Here is a 16747-nt window from a genome sequence, read left to right as displayed (position 1 = left end):
TTACTAGCTGAACTAGCTTGTCTTTTTTGAGTACTAGTTCCTGATTTAGATTTACTAGCTGAACTAGCCTTTCCTTTTTGAGCACTAGAGCCGGATTTTGACTTATTAGTTGAACTAGCTTGCCTTTTTTGAGTACTAGAACCGGATTTTGACTTACTAGCTGAACTAGCTTTTTTAGTTCTAGATTGATCTGATCTGCTAGAGCGGCTAGAAGTCGCCCTGGCTAACTCTTCCATAGGAATAACAGGGTTAAAGGCTTCTCTAGCAGCATTCATCATAGGATTAGACATAGGATCAAAAACAGTTTGAGCCATATCCATCATCATATTAGAAGGATTTGCTGAAGTTCTACCAACTCCCATATTACCGCCAGGATAAGTCATATCAGCCATAGAATCGGTTGTTTCACGTAGCTTGTCATTGGATGCAAAAACAGCGTCTTCAATTATTTCAAAAGTCTTTTGCATATAATCAAGTGTTTTATGACCGTTTTCGATAGCTAAATTAACTTGTTTTTCAAATAAGTCTTCTGGCTTAATACGAACCAACTCATCAGGTTTAAGGTAACTTAGATTTCGCATTGTTTTAATATTTAATTCAGTTATGGCTTGTAAAGGCCGCTGCACATTCTTAATTATCTGAGTTAAACGCTGAAAATATTCTTGATTCATAGTTCTCTCCCTAGATGTTGCGATGCACAACAAAAGCTTAGTCCTATATATTCAATTACGCAAATTTGCAAGCATAAATATTAATAAACTTGTCAAAATAAGAAGTTAGGATTTGTATTAAGACAAGCCGTAATCATTTAAGTATAGACAATTTACAAAACTCTACTGCAACGGCCAATTTGCAGGTTGCGGCAGTGCTCGAATCCTCCTGTACTTTATATACACTCCGGTTCTGCGCGCTGGTGCACCCTACACCTTGTCTCATTGCAGCGAGTTTCGAAAGAAGTCTAATGTTTAATTATCCTAAGACTTATGGAATATGGCATAATGATGAATTTAATTAGGAGTAATGGTGTGGATACTTTTAATTATTTGCCCTTAATTAATATTCTTTATGCTTTAGGCAGTCTTGGTATTGGTTATTTAATTGCTAAGAGGGTTAGTGTTCTTGTACAAAGAGCAGTTGATAAACATTTTTCAAAACATCAGGCTATGCTTGCTCAGCGATTAATTTTCCATATTATATTGGGATTATTTTTTATTAATGCTTTTCAAGAATTAGGGTTTAATCTAAAAATTTTATTAGGTACGGCTGGTATTATTACTGTCGCTTTAGGGTTTGCATCTCAAACAGCTGCCTCAAATCTAATTAGTGGGTTATTTTTACTATTTGAGCATCCTTTTCGTGTAGGCGATACCATTGATGTGAAAGGCATTATTGGTATTGTTGTATCTATTGATCTATTATCAACCAAACTTCGTTCGGCAGATGGTAAATTAGTACGTATACCTAATGAGACATTAATTAAATCTGAAATAACTAATCTAAGCTATTTTCCTACTCGATGCGCTGAGATTGTCATTAATATAGCTTATAGTTGTGATATTACTTTAATTAAAAAAATGTTGCTTGAAATTGCCAATCAATGTGATCAAGTGTTAAGTGATCCGGAACCTAAAGTAGTGATTAACAATTTCACAGCTGCAGCTGTAGAGCTTAAGCTACAAGCATGGGTGAAAAATGATATGCTAAGTTCTACAAAGGATTATTTACAGGAATTAATAAAAGCAAGATTTGATCAAGAAGGGATTGAAATACCATATCCTCAATTGATGATTCATCAAAATTAGTAGCTAATAATAGATAGGGATGGATATCATCTTTGTAAAGAGTTAGATGGGGAGGATCAAGGATGATAAATAATTAGTTTGCTTGAAAGAGGCTCTGCTTTAGTTAATCTACTAAACCAGAGCCGTTCATATCCTAGCGACGTATAAAAGAAGCTAAAATAAAACCTACACCTGCAGCTATAAGTAGAGTAGTCATTGGCCGTGTATGAACTTGTTTAATTAATTCATCAGAATAGACACGAATTGAATCTTGCATTTCATTTACGCGGTGTCGGCCTTCTTCATATAATTCATTAGCTACTTTTTTGCCATCTTTTAAAAGATCACTAGCAGCTGAGCTTAAATTGCTATTTTTAAGAGTTGTATCACCTAAAGTGCCTCTATTTGAACCAGCGCCCATATTTTGAAAATTTTGAGTACCAGTAGTCCTTCCTGTGACATCCATTGTTCTCTCCTTGTTGCTATAAATTGTTTACTAAAAAACGATTTCTAATTTTGATCTCGCCTATAGACTTCTTATTTAACCTTTACAAAAATAATCTTAAAAGGTCTTAAGATTTCTAATAAATCAAAATTTACAGCTTCACAAGAAATCTCATGTTAAGCATAGACAAGATTTTAAAAATAATAAATTTTTTTATAAACTGCTATAATTTACGTGGGTAATAATACAAGGAGTTGACATGAGTCTAATTGCTCTTTTAGTTCTAATTCTAATTTTAGCAGCTGTGTTACCTGCTTGGCCATATAGTAGTGGTTGGGGTTATGGCCCATCAGGGCTTGTAGGACTATTAGTTTTAATCTTAGTTATACTTTTAATCTTTAGAATCTTACCTATCTAAACTTTAGAGGAATTAACTTTTTATATAGTTAATTCCTCTTCAATAACTAAAGTTTGGATTAACTTTATTCTATCTTTATATTAGTAGCACCGTATTTGTTTAGAATCTCCATAACTTCTTCAATTTGATTTTCATTAGTAATATTAATCCAAATCACAAAACCACCCTGATCAGCTTGCTTACGAAAAGCCTTTTCACGACGAAGTGTAATTAAGCGCGATATAACATAACCTATTGCACTACCTATTGCAGCGCCTATCAACCCAAAAATTAAATTATCAGTAAAGTTGTCACGCAGATCACCACCAATAAAAAGGCCAATTACAAGTCCTATAAACATAGGTATAGAAAAGGTAAATCCCTTAAGCCAGCCGAAATCATCAGCCAGATAAGGCTCTTTTTTAGGCGCGTCTGTGCTTTCTTGTACTCGACCAGGTTCTAAATATTGCGTACCAAATTTGTCGGCTATATCGGTAGGATTACCTTGAATTGTAATATCATGCCTAGCAACCGTTGTTTGCGTTAATTTATTAAAAACTCGCTCTACTCGATGCTCACTGCTTAAAATTGCACTAATTTTCCGCGTGGAAACATTATCCATGATACTTCTCCTAATACAACTTGGTTTTAAAAGCTCTAAATAATTGTTATAAATAATTGACTATGCTTTATTAGCATTAAATTATCGCTTAAACTTTAACTATTATTGCTAATCTCGTTAACATAATCTATCTTTCTTTAATAAATTGATAATATTGAAAAATTTAATGTATCTAGACTAGAATTATTGTTAATGTTAAAAAGTTATTTGTCAAAGCTATAAACTATTGACTAACTAACTAAATTTCCATAAAAATGTATATTTTCAGCTATATTGACTTAAAATAGATAAAGGATGACTATGATTAGGTCGGTATATTACTTATAACCTGCATAAGCAGTAATGGGGAAGGAGAGGACTATGCTTATTACGCGGGAACCTGCTACTGAAAAAAAGACCCAATTTCGTATTCGTATGAGTGAAGCAGTTTATAATGAAATTAGTGCTTATTGTGAGTGGGCCGGTATCCGTTATCGTGATTTTTTTATTGAGCATGCCTGCCGTTACATCTTTACTCACGATGATGAATGGATAGCTTACAAACAAAATAATTCAATAGAACAATCAACAAATAACGATTCTAAATAAAAGGATTTACCAGTCTTACTAAACTTAGTATATAAAAATAGCTTTATGCTAATTATCTATGGCTGTATTAACAAGGAGTGTTAACTATGAGTAATAGAAGTGTAGTCAAGGCTAGTGAAGTGACTGGAGTTGATGTCAAAAGCGTAGCACGAGAGAATCTAGGTACTGTCAATGATATAGTAATTGATAAGGTTTTTGGCAAGGTTAACTATGTTGTACTCGATTTTGGTGGTTTTTTAGGTTTTGGCAATAAATTTTTTGCTCTCCCATGGCATTTGTTTACTTATGATCCCGCAGAAGACTGCTTTATCATTAACATTGATAAAGAAAGGCTTAAAAACGCTCCTGGTTTTGATAAAGATAATTGGCCTAATTTTGCTGATACTCATTTTACATCCTCAATTGATGATTACTATCGATAAGCAGTGAGTTAGATTTAAATTAGATGTAAGGAAATTCACGTATGCGTTTAAGTTTATGTCTTATAAATATTGACAGATTTTGCAATATGAACTAACTTAAAGCGGTCACACAGTTTGAGTTATGCGTTGTGACGAAATGTTGGTAATAAAAAATTGAGTTGTCACTTTAATTAAACTCTTTAAAGACTAAGAATAATAAAGGAGAGATTCATGTTAAAGAAAAGCCTACTATGTAGTGCACTAGCTATAACCGCTGCTAGTCAGCTAGAAGCTTTTGCGGCATCTCACACTAATACCTCTACTACGTCAACCCAAAATCATACAACCACTACGCCAATGCATGGCAATACCACAGCAACTACACCTACTACATCGACAAGTAATACTGTAAATACACAAAGTGCAGTAAATGACACAGCTATGGCAGATCAAGTTAAAGCACTTTATCAAAAATCCCCATTATTGAAGGATAAAAATATTAAGATTACCGCTACGAATCATCGAGTAATACTAAGTGGTAAAGTAGATACTGATATGGAATATGAAAGAGCTATTTCCCTTGCAGAGTCAGTTCAGGGCATCAATGATGTAAATGCTGATAACTTACTAGTAAAGGATAGTAAATCTCCTTTAGCAGATACTTTTATTACTGCAAAGGTGAAAGGTAGTTTAATGAAAGAAAAATTGTTTGGTGATAAGGACATAGAATATTGGCCAGTAAGTGTTGAAACTAAAAATGGCGTAGTATATTTAGCTGGTAATGTAGATACAAACGAGCAACGTACTAATATCGAAAACTTGGTTAAAAAAGTAAGTGGCGTAAAATCTGTTAAATCATCCTTAACAGTAAACCAAAATGCTAATAGTATGAATAATAATAATCAAGATAATTATGAAAATGACGATAATAATGCCGAATAAAGTCTAAACTTTAAGTAAATGGTTTTATATGGATTTTATTAGATTTAACGTTTGGGAAAAGGTGCTTAGGAGAATTTAATTAATTTTACTTAAGTAATTTAATGTTTTTAAAATATAGAGGATAGAATTATGCCTACTGACAAAAATAATGGCCAAGACAATTTAAGAAATGCAAAAGCTTCTGCAAGCAATATGTATGAAGAGGGTAAAGCAGGCGCAAGCAACATGTATGAAGAGGGTAAAGACAGAGTTAACCAAGTTTACGAGCAAGGTAAAGATAAAGCTGAAGAGATTTACAAGCAAACTAAAGAAAAAGCAAGTGAAATCTATGAAGAAAGTATGAAGAAGGTTTCTGAAGCTCAAGAAAATTTAAAAGAGTATTCAGATGAGCTCGTTAAAACTGTTAAAGAAAAACCACTTACTTCTTTATTAATTGCAGGTGGTATTGGTTTCATTATTTCTGCTTTGCTTAAAAAATAATGAAATTTTTAGAACACTTAGAAGGGCTTATTTCCAGCAAAATAGAGGTTGCCAAGAATCTTTGGTCTCTATTTAAGCTGGAAGCAAAGCTGGCGGGATTAAATATTTATCCCTTATTCATCAATTTAGTTCTAGTACCAGTTTTATTGTTAACCATTTGGTTTTCTTTAATGACTTTGGTAGGTTATATTTTAACAGTGTTAAGTGGTTATGTTTGGCTAGGTATAGTAGCTGTATTACTTCTTAATGCTGTTATTTTAGGTATCGTTGTTAAACGTTTACTTACTAATGTACGTCAAATGAGTTTTGAAAAAACACGGGCTTGCTATGCAAGTCATAAAGTGAGGGACGCTCATGAGCTCCAAGAAAGAACTGCAAGCGTTGATAACCAGCACGAGCTTGAAAATTCGAAACAACAAAGTTCAGTTAGCTCAACATAAGCAGTATTTTAACAGATTTGCTAATGATCATAAATTAGCAGTAGTTGCTCTGCTTATTCCTTCTTTTATTGCAGGGTGGGAAAGTGGTAAAAGGATACATCTTAAGCAGTGGTTACGGCAAATGTCTAGAGTAGGGCTTTCTACTGCAGTAACCAGCGTGAGAAAACTTTATCTAGGCATTTAAAAGTGTTAATAACAAGGAGATAATAATGATTAAATACTTACTTGCTTGGCTGTTAGGCGTGCCATTAAGTATATTAGTTTTAATCTGGTTAGTATCACACATTTTTTAATTGCAGTATTAAGATAAGACTAAGGAAAGTATCATGACAAATGAACATAAGGTTACGGATCCTGTACATACTCACCATACTCATATGGATGAGCCAATGATAGGTAGATATCCAGCATGGAGACGTATTTCTTGGAGTGCAATTTTTGTAGGTGCTCTTGTAGGTGTAGGCTTAGGGTTTCTTTTAAACCTCTTTGGATTAGCTATTGGGTTAACAGCTTTTAGTGTCAATAGTGATACTGGTGCTACTGCAGTAGCGATTGGTGGTTTAATTGGGATGCTAATTGGTATTATTGCTTCTATGCTTGCAGCTGGATATACGGCGGGTTATTTAGGAAGACATTATTGCCCAAAGAAAAATGTTGGGGTGATTTATGGATTTGCTACCTGGACACTCGCTCTCCTGTTAAGTGCTATTGTTACAGCTCATATGGGAAATTATGTAGCAAGCTATACTAGTAATATGGCTCCTACAGGTGTAGCAGCTAAGAACGATACAATGGCTACTGCAGCAAATACGTTAACTCCTACCAATACTCAGGCTGGCGCTGCTAATAAAACAAATACTGTTGCAGCTTCTCCAGAGAGCTTGGCGGCTAGTGCCTTTATTGTCTTTGTTTTATTTTTCCTTGGTGCACTCGCTTGTTGCTTTGGGGCAGTATGGGGTATGAATTGTAGAAGAGATGATGATTAATAACAGGTAATGCACCGCAAAGCTTTAAAGCTTTGCGGTTTTGATTTAGTAAAAGGATATAAGATGCCTGAATATATCTATAAAGGGTTTAAAGTTGTTTATGATATCGATACTGATGAAAGCAACAATAAATTATATAAGGCAGATGGATATGTCCAATGTCTTTTAGATAAAAACAATCATCCACCACAAAAATTTCATACCGAATATAGTACTTTAGCCGGCGTACAAGAAGAAATTAAAAAAATGCTTGAAGATTATATTGATTTTGAATGGAATGAATTCAATAAAATGCATGATTAGAGGCATTTTATATATCCGATATTAGAGCATTATCCACTAAGTTAAAGACGAGTGACGAAGACAAGGGTAAGTAATATATCACTAAAGCCATATGTACTAGGAATACCATATAAAGCTTAGTGGGTAACGCTCTATTTTGCTGCAAACTCAAATTGGTTAAATAAGTATGGATATTATTAGTTACTTTAACTAAAGGAGGCTGGTATGAGTAAGGGAGATAAATCAAAATACACAGATAAGCAAAAACGTCAAGCTGAACATATAGAAGAGGGATATGAAAAGAAAGGTGTTTCTAAAAAAGAGGCTGAGAAACGGGCTTGGGCTACTGTAAATGAGCGCAGTGGTGGCGGGAAAAAGTCTGGATCAGGACGTAAAAAATCAGATTAAAGCTAAGTAAAGCATTTTAAGGGTAAGGCAAAAATAATTAAATTATTTCTGCTTTACTGCTTTCGTAATTTTCTTAATGACCGGCGAAGGTGAAATAGGCGTAATGTTGCCACGTTTGTCCGGAATCAATAAAACATCCACCTCCATCAATTTAGCTAAAAAGTTCCATTCTGTAACTGTCAAGCCTTGATTAATAATAGTATCGACATTAAGAATCTTAGTAGCGAGACCAACAAAGGAAGTAATAACAGTAACTTCATTTTCTGTGAAGTTAATTTTAACCTTTTCCATACTATTCCTTAAAGATAAAACTTAAGCCTTCATTGTAAGTATGACATGAGTTTCTAATTTAGTCTGTAATTAAAATGATTTAATCTAGTTAAACTAAAAATCGCTACATCTTTTATTAATCCTATCTATTCGATTTGAAAAGATGAGCTCAAGTACGTTCTTTTATCAACTTGTTACATTACAGCTCTGTTCTAGCCAATACAAAAGAAGTTCATCTTCATTAAGTGTTTGAATTTTTTTATCTTGTTGCTTCAGCCAAGTAGAAAAACGATTTTCTTTCCACCAGTCAATAATTTCCGAATAAATATAGCTTTTTTGGCAAATTGCTGGCGTATGGCCTAAAAGCTTAGCAACTTCTTCAATAACATCTTTTAATAAAGATAGTTCGGAACAATCTTTACAAATTAGGCGATTTAAAGTCTCACGGCAAGCAGCCCAAGTTCGAAAATCCTTAGCTGTGAAGCTTTGCCCAGTAAGCGTTTGTAAATAGGCATTAATATCTTGTGAGCTGATCACATTTAATTGTTGATCCTCATCATAGTATTTAAATAGTTCATAACCTGGAATGGCTTCACATTTTTTTAATACTCGAATAATTTTTTTATCTCGCAGTATAATATGCCAAGGTTTAGCATTTTTACCTATAAATTCTAGGATTGCTTTATTGTATTCCAAAGTTAAATGCTTTTTACGCAACGTTGTAAGGCCATAGGATTTATTTTCTTTAGCATAAATAGCATTACCAATGCGGATAAAAAAACTGTCCATAAGGTAAATAATGGAGCAAATAACTTGTTCTTTGGTTAGCTTAATGGTTTTATCTAGCTCTTGATTGATATGCTTGCGAATCAAAGGAAGTGCCCGGCCAAACTCTATCATCATATGAAACTTTTTTTGTTGGCGTTCTTGTTGCCATAATTTATGGTAACGGTACTGCTTTCTATTTTTAGAATCACGCCCTGTTGCTTGAATGTGACCGTTAGCATAAGGGCAAATCCAAACTTGCGTATAAGCTGGGGGAATGGCGAGTGCTTTAATGCGTTCTAATTCTTTAGGGTCGGTGACTTTCTCACCTGTTGGATAATAATAGACAAAGTTTTTACCAACTTTCTTCCGCGTAATACCTGGTGAGATATCTCTTACGTAGCGCAATGAAGCTGCTTTGGCAATACGTTCACATTCTTCGGCGGAATATAACGAAATTTCCATTGAGTTTCTTTACCCTCTTAAAATTAATCTGACAGAGGCTCAGGTTTCTCAATTGGTTCTGGTTCAGGTGAATTATTAGGTTCAGGTTCAGGGGTTTTGGAAGGTGCTGGTTCATAGGGATTAGGGTTTTCAAATGAAATAGGCTGAAATTCTTTCCGTAATCGACTTAATAAATAATGTCTTAACATAATATTTTCCTATTAATCTAAATAATTATCTAAATGTAAAGAAAAAAGTTAACCGCTAAAATCATAAGTATATAATAAGCAAATAAACTAAATTAATTACGAAAAGTGTATGGTTTAGTTATATCACTTATTACAGCTGAACAGGATAACTGCTTTCTTTTCCTATAATGCATAATGATGTTGATTTTTTCCTTTTCATTCTACTAACTAAATTTTAGATGCTTTTACTAAAAGCATCTATAATAATTATAAATAATCTCTTAACAAATAAGGAAATATTATGAAAATTTTAAACGGGCTAGATATTGTTGCACTGATTATTTTAATTATTGGAGGAATCAATTGGGGGCTTGTTGGTATTGCAGGTTTTGATTTAGTAGCTTTTCTTTTCGGCCCTATGAGTGTTCTTTCACGTATTGTTTATAGTTTAGTTGGTTTAAGCGCGCTTTATACTTTATATCTATTGTTTAAATTCTTAAAAAGGTAGCTTTATGTAGGGATAGTTCCATATTGATAGTGAGCTTAATTTTAGCTAAAAATTAGAACAAGATATGTGCTTGGAAATGCTTTTAAGCTCACTATTCATTGCGTCTTTAAATAGATAGTCGTTCCATATTTCTTTATAAGCAGCACTTAATGTGAGCATTTATATTTATAATAATACTGCCTTAGTATAGGATGATTAAATACACACATTGGTACTTTAACTCTTTTACTAAGGTTAGTTATGATAATTGCCTATTTATATGATAATCATTTTAAACCAGAAATTATTAATGCCCAAAATTTATCGTGCTTAAATGATGCTGTATGGATAGATTTAATTACACCAACTAAGGAAGAAGAACATTGGGTAGAAAAAGCGTTAGCAGTAGGAATCCCAACTCAAGAAGAAATGCGTGAAATTGAGTTAACAAGTCGTTTATATATGGAAAATGATGTTTTATTCATGACAGCACTTATGATTGCCCAATCGTCAACTTTAAATCCTAAATGTGATCCAGTAACGTTTGCTTTAACTCCTAATCAATTAATCACAATTCGTTACATAGAACCGCAGTCATTTCAAATGTTAACTAATAGTCTTGCCAAAAATAATAAAAAATATCGTCCGTCAGATATCTTAATCGCGCTTTTAGAGGCAACTGTTGATAGACTTGCAGATGCATTAGAATATATTGGACAACATTTAGATGAATACTCTAATTATGTTTTTCAACCTGAGTATAATGGCGAAAAAAAGCCTAATCCAGATTACCAAAGAATCATGCAGAATATTGGTAGTAAGAGTAACTTAACAGCAAAAGTAAGAGAAAGCTTAATTAATTTTAACCGCTTAATCGTTTTTTTTAGACAGTCAACAGATACTCAAATTGATAAAGAGAGTAAAGTGAGATTAATTAATTTAATGAAAGACTTAGAATCATTAAGTGATTATGCTAATTTCATTTCCAATAAGATCAATTTTTTACTTGATGCCACTTTAGGTATGATTAGCATTGAGCAAAGTGCTATTATTAAAATCTTTTCTGTCGCAGCTGTTATTTTCTTACCACCAACGCTTATTGCTAGTATCTATGGCATGAATTTTAAGTTTATGCCTGAATTATCTTTTAAGTGGGGCTATGAGTTAGCTATTTTATTAATGCTTATTTCAGCTTGGATCCCTTATAAATACTTTAAACACAAGGGCTGGTTATAGATAATGGATCAAATTATAGGGTTTAGCAAAGTATTGAATTATGAGCTTTACCTGCGCAGTGTCATTATTACTTTTTATGCTTTAGTGTTATTTAGAACTACTTCCGTGCGTTTAATTGGCGAGTATTCTACCTTTGATTTCATTATTTCAATTGTTCTTGGTGCTATTTTAGGTGAAGCAGTGGTTGAAAACCTACCATTATTACCGGCTATGATTGCTTGTGCGATTATCGTTACGGTGCATCGCTTGTTAGCTTTGATAACTTACAAAAGTCGCTCTATAGGTAAATATATCAAGGGTGAGAAAATAATTATTTTTCAAGATGAGAATTATAATCGAGACAATTTACATAGTTGCCATATTACTGAAAATGATATCTTACAATCATTAAGAACTCAGCATAGTACTGATGATATGACTGAAGTTGAGAAAGCCATTTTAGAACGCAATGGCGAGATTTCCTTTATTTTCAAGAAAAAAACTAATTAATTAAATTATAATTATCGTAAACCTTTACCAGCACCGGGTATATCTGGATTAAAACGCTCTGTTCCTAGATAGTGATCATCTTCAATAGGTATATTTCTTTGCACATGTGTAGCTAAATCAACTAAATGACCATTGCCTAATTTTTTTTGTTCTTTATCCTCTATGGGAAATTGTTTATCAATTTTACCTATTAATTCGTAAAAGCCCTCATAAGCTTGTTTTCCACGTTTTAAAAGATGATCAGATATCCCAACGCCTCTTTTAGAGAGAATCTCTTGTACATCCTTCAATTTTAAAGAAGGAGTAGAGGATGATTTATGAAGGAAGCGCATAGTTTGCCCATATTGATTTAATTTGAATATTTAAAAAATAGGATTTTTTTTAGAATAAGTCAAATTACTATCAAACCAAGTCTCTTTAGCAAGAAAAAAACTTTACCGTTAAAATATTTTCTATATGATTCTAACGTCATAGGAATAACCTTTGTACGAACTTAATGGGCATTTATTATGTTAAAATATATTTTATAAATGGCCTAATTTATCGAGTTAAACTGGCATCAGAACGGCGCCGAGCAATAAATTCTAACTTTCTGTAATTTCAATCATCTTCTGTAATGCTTTTTTAGCATTTTCAATAACCCATTGTTGATCTTTTACTTCTAGGCGATGGCGAGTGCCTGTAAATTCATTAACCATATCACCCGCTTTTACTTCATTGTAAGGCATTGCTTTACCTTGGCGCAGTAAATCTATAAGGGCAATTAAATGAGGTGGATCATTGCGCGACATCGTAGCGCAACCGCATCCTAACGCTTTTTCATTCTCATTTATGGGCGCTTCTGCTAGGTTAACAACATTAATACCTAAGTTATGACAGTACTGTTTTACATTTTCAACCATATGGTTTTCAGTGCCAATGGCATAATGTTTAGTGCCTGCCCGATCATTAACAACTAAATCCCAAATAAAAGCAGTAGAGCCTGCATGTTGGGCAACACGAATAACATCATTACGACATTCAGGGTGCACAACTGTTGTGTAACCTAAAGCATGCCAGTAATCACACATAGCTGGTGTATAGTGGGTATGAACTGCACAATGGCTTGCAAATAAGATAAGCTCTGCTTTATCAAATTGATCTAATGTTTGTTTGTCTTGATTAAGTAAAGAATATTGAGCCCCAGCAGTGCCGCCAGGCCAGTAAGCAATATTTTTAATACCTAACCAATAAGCTACATTTTCACCCATATGCTGATCTGGAATAAAAAGAATTTTTTTATTTTGCTCCCTGGCCCAACGAAATATCTTTTTAACATTAGAGCTGGTGCATACTGCGCCACCCTGAGCGCCAGTCATTGCTTTAACACGACCAGAGGTATTCATATAACAAACGGGTAAAATATTATCTTTACCATAGCGTTCATTTAAATCGAGAAAAGCAGGTTCTACCATAAAATCTTTGGCTAACATTTCCATGGTACAGCCAGATTTGGGATTGGTAATATACACGTGTTGATGTTCATTGGCTAAAATACTAATAGATTCAGCCATAAAGTGTACCGCTGACTCGATAATAACCGATTTTTGTGGATTATTTGCAGCCATAAGTGCTAATTGATAAGAGTCACCAATTTGACCGCCAAATTGTTCTATAAGCCGAACTATCTCCCCGCCCATATAATAATGGGCTAGCAGCAGTAATTTCTCACCAAAATGAGCTTGTGCCTTTTTCATGTAAGGCGTCATCCAAGCTAATACAGTCGTCAATTTGCGATCGGGCAGCGCTTGATATTCTTCAGCATAAGGCACAAATTCAGGCTGATACCAATCTAGAGGATAATCACTTTGACATATTTGCATATCATTGGTGATGCGCATCAATGTTCTTTCAGGTTGATAAATCTCAGGGTTATTAAACATAAGTTAATACCTTTAAATAAATGGATTAAGAGGCAAATTAAGCCTAGAAATACTTTCTCTAGCTTGCGCGCTTTTTTCTGGAAAATCCTCACGGTAATGACCGCCGCGTGATTCACGACGTGCAAGAGCTGCCCGAACAATAAGTTCTGCGTTTAAAATAATATTACGTAATTCAATGAAATCTCGAGTAATAGAGTGTTTCCAGTAATATTCCTCAATAATTTGTTGTCGTTTCATAATTAATTGTAGTAAATCTTGTAATCCTGCTTCTGTACGTACAATGCCAGCATAGGAGGTCATTTCACCACGTAAACCGCGCCAATGAGCATTAATTTGGCTTGCACGACGGTTATTAACTTCACTAGGTGAACTCCAATTATCAATGTTATTTAAACTTTTAAAGGGGGCATTAATATCATTTAAGCTATGTTGTGCAGCACTACTTGCCATGACAATGGCTTCAAGTAAAGAATTACTCGCTAGGCGATTGGCACCGTGCAGACCCGTAAAAGCAACTTCGCCAATAGCATAAAGTCTTTTTAAGTCGGTTCGTCCATGCAAGTCGGTTAAAACCCCTCCACATTGATAGTGAGCTGCCGGTACGACAGGAATCCAATCTTGGCTCATATCAATGCCAATAGTTAACAGTGTGGTATAGATATGAGGAAAACGTTTTTTTAAAAATTCTTTTGATTGATGGGTAATATCTAAGTAAACAAAACCACTCTGACTTTGCTCTATTTCAGTAAAAATAGCACGTGCAACCACATCGCGTGTGGCTAATTCAAGTTGCTCTGGCGCATAACGGTGCATGAAGCGCTCACCTGTTTCTGCATTTTTTAAGAAAGCGCCTTCACCACGCACGGCTTCTGAAATTAAAAAATTATTTAAAGTATGATGATGTAATAGGGTAGGATGAAATTGATAAAATTCCATATTACCTACTCTGGCACCTGCTCGATAAGCCATAGCCACGCCATCGCCTGTAGCAACCATCGGATTAGTCGTATATCGATATGTTTTACCAGCGCCGCCTGTAGCTAAAATAACGCAACGGGCAAGAAATGTATGAATAACATTTTTCTCACAGTCTAAGATATAAGCGCCTAAAACCTCGCCTTGATTTTCAATGGAGTGGGGCTCGTAGTGTGTAATGAGATTGACAGCTACATGATCTTCAAAACAATGAATTTGAGGATAACGCGCAATAGCTGCAAGCAAAGTCTGTGTCACAATTAAGCCTGTTTGATCGCCACTATTAAAAATACGTCTATGCGAATGCCCGCCTTCTTTAGCTAAAACATATTCGCCAGCTTGTTTAATAAATTGAATAGGATAATCTAAAAGCTCTTGGATAGCATGAGGCCCCTTTTGAATAATAAATTCAACTGCAGGCGTATAGCATAGTCCATCGCCTGCTTTTAAGGTGTCTTGGATATGCGCTTCAATAGAGTCTTCACCTGATACAGCAGCAGCAATTCCACCTTGCGCATATTTACTATTACATTCATTTAAAGAAGCTTTACTAATTAAGGCAATACGTAAAGCAGGTTGTAATTTTAATAATTGCAAGCAATAGTGCAAGCCAGCTAAGCCTGAACCTAACACTAAGACATCAAATTCGTGAGTGGTACCTTGCTGTGAACTATAACTCATGTGAACGCCTTGACCAGTTGAGCGGCAAGCCCTGTATATTTTTCAGGTGTTAAATTAAGTAATTGCTCTTTAGCTGTTTTAGGAATATCTAGCGAGTCAATAAACTCTTTTAAGGTATTTTTATCAATACCATCTTGCCCTCTTGTTAGGGCTTTTAATTGCTCATAAGCGTTAGGGATTTGATAACGGCGCATTACAGTTTGAATAGGTTCTGCTAATACTTCCCAATTAGCGTCTAAATCTTCTTGCAAGGCACGACGATTGATTTGTAATTTATCATTACCTTTAGCAATGGCTTGGTAAGCAATTAAAGTATAGGCGAAAGCTGAACCTAAATTACGTAAAACAGTTGAGTCTGATAAATCCCGTTGCATACGCGACTGAGTTAATTTACTAGCAAAGTGACAAAATAAGGCATTAGCTAAACCTAAATTACCCTCAGCATTTTCAAAATCAATTGGATTAATTTTATGTGGCATGGTTGAGGAGCCAACTTCACTTGCTACTGCTTTCTGAGTAAAGTAATTTAAAGAAATATACATCCAAATATCTTTAGTATAATCAAGCAAGATATTGTTTATACGCATCATAATATGACAAACTTCAGCGATGCCATCATGAGGTTCAATTTGTGTAGTATAAGCACTGAACGACAAGCCCAGCGAAGTTACAAAATTTGCACAATGTTTGCGCCAATCAACTTCAGGATAAGCAATAATATGAGCATTGTAATTACCTACAGCACCATTACATTTAGCAGGTATAAGTACTTCTGCTAATTGTTGTTGAGGACGTTTAAGTCTAGCAACAAAATTCACTAATTCTTTGCCCACGGTGGTTGGAGTCGCTGGTTGTCCGTGTGTACGACCAAGCATCGCTGCATCACCATGTTGTTTACCTAACATAGTAATACCGCCGATAATTTCAGCCAAAGTTGGCTGAATAATCTGGGCAAGCGCTTCTTTTACCATTAAAGCATAAGCTAAATTATTAATATCTTCTGAAGTACAAGCAAAATGAATAAAGGGAGCATAGTTAGTTAAATTTTTATGCTCACTTAGTTTATCCTTCAGATAATATTCAATGGCTTTTACATCATGATTAGTTTGTTTTTCAAAAAATTTAACTTTTTCAGCTTCGGACTCGTTAAATTGACTAATAATCTCAGCCAAAAAAGCCTTAGAGTCACCATCTAGGTTAGGAACTTCTTTAACATCAGAATTTGCTGCCAGTGACTTTAGCCACTCCACTTCAACCAATAAGCGATAATAAATAAGTGCAAATTCACTAAAGTAAGGACTTAAAGCACTAGTTTTTTTTTGATAACGGCCATCAATAGGAGAAATAGCATTTAAAGTAGATAAAATCATGTATATAAATTACTTAAAATCAAGTTGCTTGTTAGTATATAAGATAATCATAAAAAAAGCATGATAACTATAGGGGAGGTGTGGCATATAAGCACTAACTCAATTAATTATTTATAAATATAAAACCTTTGCCTAAACTGTTTATCTG

24 protein-coding genes are annotated in these 16747 nt (G+C 34.3%); 14 read left to right on the top strand and 10 right to left on the bottom strand.

The genetic code is table 11. From position 1 onward, the window contains the following. Positions 1–671, bottom strand: a 671-nt coding sequence (locus E1P04_RS18115; protein ID WP_131783339.1) for a hypothetical protein, incomplete at its 3' end; no start/stop codon positions are given. A 354-nt stretch (positions 672–1025) separates the two neighbouring features. On the opposite strand from E1P04_RS18115, the gene E1P04_RS13040 reads away from it, so the two are divergent. Continuing rightward, a complete protein-coding gene (locus tag E1P04_RS13040; protein WP_242604465.1) occupies positions 1026–1802 on the top strand; it encodes a mechanosensitive ion channel family protein in 777 nt (258 codons plus the stop codon). 133 nt (positions 1803–1935) lie between these two features. Here the strand turns inward: E1P04_RS13040 and E1P04_RS13035 are convergent, their stop codons facing one another. Continuing rightward, on the bottom strand, positions 1936–2247 hold the full coding sequence (locus E1P04_RS13035) for a hypothetical protein (protein ID WP_131783337.1): 312 nt from the start codon (positions 2245–2247) through the stop codon (positions 1936–1938). A gap of 238 nt (positions 2248–2485) precedes the next feature. Between E1P04_RS13035 and E1P04_RS13030 the strand changes: the two genes are divergently transcribed. Beyond that, a complete protein-coding gene (locus E1P04_RS13030; protein WP_131783336.1) occupies positions 2486–2644 on the top strand; it encodes a DUF3309 family protein in 159 nt (52 codons plus the stop codon). Positions 2645–2708: 64 nt separating this feature from the next. On the opposite strand, the gene E1P04_RS13025 is transcribed toward E1P04_RS13030, so the two are convergent. Beyond that, positions 2709–3245 (bottom strand): hypothetical protein, encoded by a 537-nt coding sequence (locus E1P04_RS13025; protein ID WP_131783335.1) that lies wholly within the window; start codon positions 3243–3245, stop codon positions 2709–2711. A gap of 360 nt (positions 3246–3605) precedes the next feature. Here E1P04_RS13025 and E1P04_RS13020 point away from each other — a divergent pair, with 360 nt between their 5' ends. From E1P04_RS13020 to E1P04_RS12980, 9 genes are all read left to right on the top strand, one after another. Next, on the top strand, positions 3606–3833 hold the full coding sequence (locus E1P04_RS13020) for a hypothetical protein (RefSeq protein WP_131783334.1): 228 nt from the start codon (positions 3606–3608) through the stop codon (positions 3831–3833). A gap of 86 nt (positions 3834–3919) precedes the next feature. Then, complete coding sequence (locus E1P04_RS13015; RefSeq protein WP_131783333.1) at positions 3920–4255, top strand: PRC-barrel domain-containing protein; 336 nt, start codon at positions 3920–3922, stop codon at positions 4253–4255. Between the two features lie 210 nt (positions 4256–4465). Next, positions 4466–5176, top strand: coding sequence for a BON domain-containing protein (locus E1P04_RS13010; protein WP_131783332.1), 711 nt, complete (start codon positions 4466–4468; stop codon positions 5174–5176). Positions 5177–5305: 129 nt separating this feature from the next. Next, the gene (locus tag E1P04_RS13005; protein ID WP_242604464.1) at positions 5306–5656 is read left to right on the top strand and encodes an ElaB/YgaM/YqjD family protein; all 351 of its coding nucleotides are present in this window, start codon (positions 5306–5308) and stop codon (positions 5654–5656) included. Beyond that, the gene (locus E1P04_RS13000) at positions 5656–6096 is read left to right on the top strand and encodes a hypothetical protein (RefSeq protein ID WP_131783331.1); all 441 of its coding nucleotides are present in this window, start codon (positions 5656–5658) and stop codon (positions 6094–6096) included. Before E1P04_RS13005 ends, E1P04_RS13000 begins: the two co-directional genes overlap by 1 nt. Then, positions 6056–6280 carry a hypothetical protein gene (locus E1P04_RS12995; protein ID WP_131783330.1) on the top strand — a complete coding sequence of 75 codons (225 nt, stop codon included), beginning with the start codon at positions 6056–6058 and terminating at the stop codon, positions 6278–6280. The genes E1P04_RS13000 and E1P04_RS12995 overlap by 41 nt, the downstream gene beginning before the upstream one ends. A 142-nt stretch (positions 6281–6422) precedes the next feature. Beyond that, complete coding sequence (locus E1P04_RS12990; RefSeq protein WP_242604463.1) at positions 6423–7082, top strand: hypothetical protein; 660 nt, start codon at positions 6423–6425, stop codon at positions 7080–7082. A gap of 9 nt (positions 7083–7091) precedes the next feature. Continuing rightward, entirely contained in the window at positions 7092–7385 is a 294-nt protein-coding gene (locus tag E1P04_RS12985; protein ID WP_131783329.1) for a hypothetical protein, read from the top strand. 204 nt (positions 7386–7589) lie between these two features. After that, complete coding sequence (locus E1P04_RS12980) at positions 7590–7772, top strand: hypothetical protein (protein ID WP_131783328.1); 183 nt, start codon at positions 7590–7592, stop codon at positions 7770–7772. Positions 7773–7814: 42 nt separating this feature from the next. Here E1P04_RS12980 and E1P04_RS12975 read toward each other — a convergent pair whose 3' ends face one another. The 3 genes from E1P04_RS12975 to E1P04_RS17690 form a co-directional block, all read right to left on the bottom strand. Continuing rightward, the gene (locus E1P04_RS12975; protein ID WP_131783327.1) at positions 7815–8063 is read right to left on the bottom strand and encodes a hypothetical protein; all 249 of its coding nucleotides are present in this window, start codon (positions 8061–8063) and stop codon (positions 7815–7817) included. Positions 8064–8228: 165 nt separating this feature from the next. Next, complete coding sequence (locus E1P04_RS12970) at positions 8229–9272, bottom strand: DNA topoisomerase IB (protein WP_131783326.1); 1044 nt, start codon at positions 9270–9272, stop codon at positions 8229–8231. Between the two features lie 23 nt (positions 9273–9295). Continuing rightward, entirely contained in the window at positions 9296–9460 is a 165-nt protein-coding gene (locus E1P04_RS17690) for a hypothetical protein (protein ID WP_165482781.1), read from the bottom strand. Between the two features lie 280 nt (positions 9461–9740). Here E1P04_RS17690 and E1P04_RS12965 point away from each other — a divergent pair, with 280 nt between their 5' ends. The 3 genes from E1P04_RS12965 to E1P04_RS12955 all read left to right on the top strand — a co-directional run bounded on the left by E1P04_RS12965 (position 9741) and on the right by E1P04_RS12955 (position 11651). Beyond that, positions 9741–9947: a DUF378 domain-containing protein gene (locus E1P04_RS12965; protein WP_131783325.1), complete on the top strand. Its 207-nt coding sequence runs from the start codon at positions 9741–9743 to the stop codon at positions 9945–9947. Between the two features lie 240 nt (positions 9948–10187). Continuing rightward, positions 10188–11162 (top strand): magnesium transporter CorA family protein, encoded by a 975-nt coding sequence (locus E1P04_RS12960; protein WP_131783324.1) that lies wholly within the window; start codon positions 10188–10190, stop codon positions 11160–11162. Between the two features lie 3 nt (positions 11163–11165). Beyond that, positions 11166–11651: a DUF421 domain-containing protein gene (locus E1P04_RS12955; RefSeq protein WP_131783323.1), complete on the top strand. Its 486-nt coding sequence runs from the start codon at positions 11166–11168 to the stop codon at positions 11649–11651. An 11-nt stretch (positions 11652–11662) separates the two neighbouring features. Here E1P04_RS12955 and E1P04_RS12950 read toward each other — a convergent pair whose 3' ends face one another. The 4 genes from E1P04_RS12950 to purB form a co-directional block, all read right to left on the bottom strand. Next, entirely contained in the window at positions 11663–11983 is a 321-nt protein-coding gene (locus tag E1P04_RS12950; protein ID WP_131783322.1) for a hypothetical protein, read from the bottom strand. A 252-nt stretch (positions 11984–12235) separates the two neighbouring features. Further along, positions 12236–13573 carry a quinolinate synthase NadA gene (gene nadA, locus E1P04_RS12945; protein WP_131783321.1) on the bottom strand — a complete coding sequence of 446 codons (1338 nt, stop codon included), beginning with the start codon at positions 13571–13573 and terminating at the stop codon, positions 12236–12238. Positions 13574–13585: 12 nt separating this feature from the next. Further along, positions 13586–15229: an L-aspartate oxidase gene (gene nadB / locus E1P04_RS12940; protein WP_131783320.1), complete on the bottom strand. Its 1644-nt coding sequence runs from the start codon at positions 15227–15229 to the stop codon at positions 13586–13588. Further along, a complete protein-coding gene (gene purB, locus E1P04_RS12935; RefSeq protein ID WP_131783319.1) occupies positions 15226–16599 on the bottom strand; it encodes an adenylosuccinate lyase in 1374 nt (457 codons plus the stop codon). Before purB ends, nadB begins: the two co-directional genes overlap by 4 nt. Positions 16600–16747: the final 148 nt, after the last annotated feature.

It is taken from the genome of Legionella gresilensis, from assembly GCF_900639865.1.
Classification (GTDB): domain Bacteria; phylum Pseudomonadota; class Gammaproteobacteria; order Legionellales; family Legionellaceae; genus Legionella_C; species Legionella_C gresilensis.
This window is presented reverse-complemented; position numbering and strand designations above follow the sequence as displayed.